The organism is Deltaproteobacteria bacterium (genome assembly GCA_009929795.1).
Classification (GTDB): domain Bacteria; phylum Desulfobacterota; class Desulfovibrionia; order Desulfovibrionales; family Desulfomicrobiaceae; genus RZZR01.
In genome coordinates this window covers 1-5,571 of the sequence record RZZR01000151.1, presented here as the reverse complement: position 1 = coordinate 5,571, position 5,571 = coordinate 1, and the positions used below count along the sequence as shown (strand labels likewise).

Below are 5,571 nucleotides of genomic sequence, written 5' to 3'. Positions count from 1 at the left end.
GGCCGTCGGGCAGGGTCAGCACGGCCAGGGTCCGGCCATATCGGTCTTTCTCGGATTTTTCGTTCATCATCCTGAGGTCCACGCCCCGAACCAAACGCCTGAGTTCCTTTCGCGATTCCTTGGCATAATACTGGGGCGGCTGGCCGTCATTGGCCGCTTCCGGGCTGTCGATACCGAGCAGACGAATGGTCTGCCCGGCCGTGGTCACAAAGGTATCCCCATCCAGGACTTTTTCCACCCGGATGGTGGTCTCATTGATTCCGGCCAGGACAGGACAGCCAGCCTGAAGCGACAGGATCCACGCAGACAGAAAAAAGATGAACGGGCCGAGGGAGTAATTCCTACCCCAGCCCGGACCAAAAATCACCACTTGATGGCTCCTCCGTCATCAACACCCAGGGCATCGCCCAAGCCTGGGGATTCGGGCCCAGCGTCGCCCAGAGGAACGAGAACGACCTCCACGCGACGATTGCGCTGCTTTCCCGAAAGAGTGTCGTTGGCGGCCACGGGCATCTCCTCCCCAAAACCCTGAACCTCGATCATATTCGATTCCAGACCGGCCTCAGACAGCAGGAAGGATCGGACTGTTTCGGCCCGTTCCAGGCTCAGACGCCTGTTCATGTCAGCCGGGCCGTCCGCGTCCGTGTGCCCCCGAAGGACCACCCGACGCCCCTGAAGATCGGGAGAGGCCAGGGCTTGGCCGAGTTCCCGGAGCACTGCCCGGGACGCAGACCGCAAAGTGGCCTTGCCCGAGTCAAATTCCACGAGAATATTCACGCCCTGACCGGGACTGGCCGTGATGACCCGGGTGACCATTTCGCCCTGGACCCGCTCCATGACCGTTACCTCCATGGCCGATGCATCGCCACTCTTGCCGTCCGTGGCCAGAAGCCCTTGGAGAATACCCTGGGCGTCATCCTCGAAAACCGGCTCCATGGCCAGAACGGGAACGGACATCAAAGAAAAAATAAGGAAAATCAATGGGAAAAATCGCATGGTCAAGCCTCCTTGTACACATCATGAAAGCCCGGACCTCTACCCGAGCCGGTTTGGTTTGACAATCTCGCCACCTGACCCCAGATTTGACCACATCGAACAACATTCACATTGGGGGGATGAAATGCACGTTCTCGTCGTCTATGTTCCGGCGACCCATCTGGAAACCGTCAAGGAAGCTGTGTTCGCCGCCGGAGCCGGACATTACGAAAACTACGACTCCTGTTGCTGGCAGGTCCTCGGCCAGGGCCAGTTCCGCCCCCTGGAAGGCAGCGACCCGCACATCGGGGCTCACGGCCGCATCGAAACCGTCGACGAATACCGGGTCGAACTCGTCTGCCGCGACAATGTCCTTCCCGATGTCTTGCGGGCTCTGATTGCGGCCCACCCGTACGAAGAACCGGCCTACGCGGCCTGGCCAATTCTTACGATCCGGGACTTCCCGGTTGCAGACTGATCACGCCCGGAGGCAGGCTCAGCCAATCCGGTGGCTCTATCCGGTCCCGCTTCATCTCCTCGTCCACCCGGGACTGATCGAAGACCCTGACCGGAGTGAGCAGGATGCGCTTGAAATACCCGAGGACAGACGCAGGCAGATCGACAAAGGGCACATAGGTCACCTCCGGGTCCTTGAGCGGCCCCTGCACCCTAAAATAATAGCTGACCAGGGACTTATCCTGACCGGTCAGAATGTACCCGGCAATGGGGATCTTGCTGACCAATGAATCCACCGTGCCAAAGGGCTGGACCGCCAGCCTCGCCTCCACGGTCATATCCTTCAAACGCAATTCACCTTCCGTGGCCACGTTGAGGACCGGACTGGAGACCGTGAAGTCCTCGGTCTTGGCGATTCCCTTCCTGATGTGGAAATACCCCTCGATGGTCTCGAAGGGAATGCCTTCCTCCAGAGTAGAGAAGTTGAGGCTCAGGATATTCTGGATGTTCAAGAAATGCAGCACCTGGGCCATGACATTGGACTTTCGAATGAATCCCCGGCCAATCTCCATAGTCAGAGCTCCGTCCACCCGATCGGCAAAGCTCTCCGGCCGGTCGGTCCGTTTCGGTCGGACGAATACGTACCCCTTGGCCCGCAACGGGCCGTCCACCAAGGACTTCTCCTGATCGGCCCCCAGGGCGACCATCATGTTGTTCATAGGCTGGTCCTGCAGTTCCAAATACCCCCTGTGTCCGCCATCCCGGCTCTCCAGAGCCACGACCCCGGCCGGGAGGTCCAGGCGGGCCCTATCAACTAACAGGCTCCCGTCGGTCACTCGTCCCAAGGCATGAAACGGGCCGAACCGCAGTTCCTTGTACCGCCCGGCATCGACGAATGTCTCGACCACGACCTCATAAGGCCACGAGGAGCGTGAGCCTTCCTTTCGGGGCTGCTCACCCCTGCCGCCCGTAGAAGCCAGAGCAGCATCGACGATCTTCCCGACGTCGAGATGGGGCGAACGGATGTAGACTCTGCCGGTGGTCCTGAGACCCAGGAAAAATTGTCCATGGCCGTAGACCGGATTGGCTCCGATCTGCATGCTGAAAGAAGACAGATCCAGTTCCCGATCCAGAAAACCCAGATCAAAATCGAGGTTGTGGACGACCGGGATCTCTCCGGGCAGAGGCAGGCGCAGGCCACGCCCCTCCACGGTCCCGTTGGCGCTCAGGCTCTCTGGGCGGTCGGGAGCGAGACTGAAGGCCACCTCGCCGGACAGGGTTCCGGCCAGGCCATGGGTGGCGTTGCCCCCCTCCCACACCCCCCGGCCCAGATGCAACGATTCCAAAACAACACTTCCGGACACCCTGGTTTCGGGGCTTGGCTCGATCCGGCCCCGAGCCCGGACCGAGGCCCCCCCGAGGCCGACCACGGCCCGGTCGACCACGACGCCCGCCCGGGGATGATAGGTCAGGCTGACATCCAGACGATCACCCTGGACGGCCCGCAGCACCCCCGGCCCAACCCTCAGCCCCCATCCGGCCATGTCGAATCCGCCGTCTATTTCCAAGAGCCCACCCGGCGTCCCTTTGATTGTCAGGGCATAGTCGGTACTATTTTCAGCCGCGATCCATGGCTCCTTGCCTCCTCCCAGGCCTTGGACTTCCTCCACATCCACCCGGCCGTGGACATCGGCCAACAAAACCCAGGACGATCCAGTCAGAGTTCCATTGCCGCTCCAAGTGGTCTGTCCCCATCTGCCCCCGAGATCGCGGATGAAAACCTCTCTTCCGCCCCCCTCGGACAAAACGATTTTCACCTCTCCAGACTCGACGGACACCGCAGGCATCCCCTCCACGGGGACGAGCACTGGGCCGGGCCGACAGGTCAGGGTCGCGTTGGTCTTCCCGGTTCCGATCCGTCCATGGGCATCCCAGTCCACCGTTCCGCCCAGGTCCTTGGTCATGCCCAGGCCGTCCGCGACCTCTTCGGTCACGAAACGGACATCCCGAAAATGAATCAGATCGGACAGGGCCAGCCCCCCTCGGCCAGAAAAATCATAGAGCAGCCCGTCATCATAAACGTTGCCGATATTGAGGTCGAAACGGTCCACCGTAGAATTCAAGACCCGTCCGCTCTCGGCCCGGACCGTGACTACGCCGCCCTGATAGGAGACCGATCCGTTCACCCCCTCCACCACCGGGCCTTTGGGATCGAGTTCGATGCCCACATCTTCGAAGGCCAGTTCGGCTCCAAGGGTGTCGGCATTGGCCTTTTCGTCCAAGTTCCCGATTCGGGAGACCGGGCCATTGAGAAAAAAACGATCCAGACGAACCGAGCCACCGAGGATCATCGGAAAGACCTCCTCCACAACCTCTGCCGGGACCACTGGATCGGGAAACAGCCCCAACAGGTCCGTAGAGTTCATGCTCGCCGTCGACACCACGAGATCCAGGACCGGGTCGCGCGGACGTGTGAAATCGATGGACATGCTCCCATTGGCATTCAGATCAAAGCCTGACAGGGCCATGTCGGTGAGTCGGATCGTCCGGCCCCGGGCCTCGGCCCGGGACACGGCCGTCAGGACCGGAAAATGGTAGGCCTTGGTCCGGCCCGAGGCCTCGACCGAGAAGTCGTAGCCGTGGATCAGGGCCTTCAGATCCGCGTACAGCTCATCGGGGAGGGTGCCCCGAATCTCGGCCCGGATCAGCGCTGACCCATTCTGGACATCATATTCAGGCGGGGCCGACGTCAAAGCCAGGGGGAACTCCGTGACCACGAGATCGGCCAGGACCTCCATGACCCGTCCTTGGGGAATTGCCGTGCCGTTCATTTCCAGGCCGCAGGCCTGGCCGTCCAGTTCGGCCAGGGACTTCAGAGCCAGAATCAGCCCGCCCTGCCCGCTCGGTGTCATTGAAACGTCCAGATCTTCGATCACAATGGCCCCGAGTTGGACCCGGCTTTCTGTCACCCGAACCGATTCCAGGCGGACCAGGGTTTCATGCAGGGCCTCGAGGTCCAGTTCTGGGGAAGGAACATCCTGTGCTCCAGCCCGATCCGAAGCGGTCCGCCCGTCCTGATCCCCAAAACGGACATCCAATCCCTCGACGTCAAGAACCCGGACCGCCGGACGCCCGATAAGCAAGGGCCAGACCTCCAAATCGACTCGCAGAAACAAAAGCCCCACCTCCGGGCCGGGAGCGCTTCCAATCTGCAGATCCCGAAGTTCGATTCCGGTCACGAGGCCAGGGTCGATTTCCAGACTGCCAAAGTCCATCGGCAGGCCGATCATCCCGCCGACCATGGCAGCCAGACGATCCTGAACCGGCTTTGCGTTGATCCACTGGTTCATAGTTGCCAACCCGACGGCCACGACGAGAACAGGCGCGGCCACCAAGGACATTGCAATTGTCTTCCATTTCATGGCGTTTCTCCCAATGGACCGAGATGCCCCGTCTCGAAGATCACATGGCTGACCGGCATGTCCCAGGGTTCCCGTGGAATCGCGTCCACCACTTGGAAGTCAAAGGCCAGTCCGACGCTGACCGAACCGGCTCCCACCGCTCCCAGAAACCGATCGTAGTAGCCGCCGCCGTAGCCCAGCCTGTATCCATTCCGATCAAAGGCCAAAGCCGGAACCAGAACGACATCCGGCCTGGGGTCGGTCACCGGTTCGCATACCCTTTCATCGGGCTCCTGGATGCCGTGGGCCCCGCAGACCAAATCTCGACATGATCCCAGTTTGTAAAAATTCATTTCACCGGCCCTATCCGGGCAGCATCGGGGCAACAAGATCTCGACGCCCCTGGTCTCGAGTTCATCAAGCAGAACCAGAGTGTCGACCTCGTTCCTGAAGGAGGCGTACAATGCAACGCATCGAGCCTGCGGCCAGATTATCATGGACCGCAGTCTGTCATGGATCAAACCGCTTCGCCGTTCGAACTCTTTTGCGGACATGGCCATCCGTCTGGCCAGCATTTCGGCCCGCAGCCGCTTCTTGTCCATTTCTTGATTCCCCGCTCTGACTTGCGTACCATACGAAAGGTACGGACAAAAGATCACAAGAGGAATGTGTTATGACCGACTCGCGACATGTCTGGGTCGCCTTTGGCGACATTCACGAAAACCTGTCATTTCTGCAA

At 60.6% G+C, this 5,571-nt stretch carries 5 protein-coding genes; 1 reads left to right on the top strand and 4 read right to left on the bottom strand.

The window, feature by feature from the left end; all coding sequences use genetic code 11:
• Both EOM25_11905 and EOM25_11900 read right to left on the bottom strand, forming a co-directional pair.
• The coding region (locus EOM25_11905; GenBank protein NCC25877.1) for a hypothetical protein at positions 1-370 on the bottom strand (370 nt) is incomplete at its 3' end.
• The gene (locus tag EOM25_11900; GenBank protein NCC25876.1) at positions 364-996 is read right to left on the bottom strand and encodes an OmpA family protein; all 633 of its coding nucleotides are present in this window, start codon (positions 994-996) and stop codon (positions 364-366) included. The genes EOM25_11905 and EOM25_11900, both read right to left, overlap by 7 nt.
• A 124-nt stretch (positions 997-1,120) precedes the next feature.
• Here EOM25_11900 and EOM25_11895 point away from each other — a divergent pair, with 124 nt between their 5' ends.
• Positions 1,121-1,453 (top strand): NGG1p interacting factor NIF3, encoded by a 333-nt coding sequence (locus EOM25_11895; GenBank protein ID NCC25875.1) that lies wholly within the window; start codon positions 1,121-1,123, stop codon positions 1,451-1,453.
• Here the strand turns inward: EOM25_11895 and EOM25_11890 are convergent.
• The gene (locus EOM25_11890; GenBank protein ID NCC25874.1) at positions 1,422-4,853 is read right to left on the bottom strand and encodes a hypothetical protein; all 3,432 of its coding nucleotides are present in this window, start codon (positions 4,851-4,853) and stop codon (positions 1,422-1,424) included. The genes EOM25_11895 and EOM25_11890 overlap by 32 nt on opposite strands.
• On the bottom strand, positions 4,850-5,434 hold the full coding sequence (locus EOM25_11885; protein ID NCC25873.1) for a 5-formyltetrahydrofolate cyclo-ligase: 585 nt from the start codon (positions 5,432-5,434) through the stop codon (positions 4,850-4,852). The genes EOM25_11890 and EOM25_11885 overlap by 4 nt, the downstream gene beginning before the upstream one ends.
• Between the last annotated feature and the right edge of the window lie 137 nt (positions 5,435-5,571).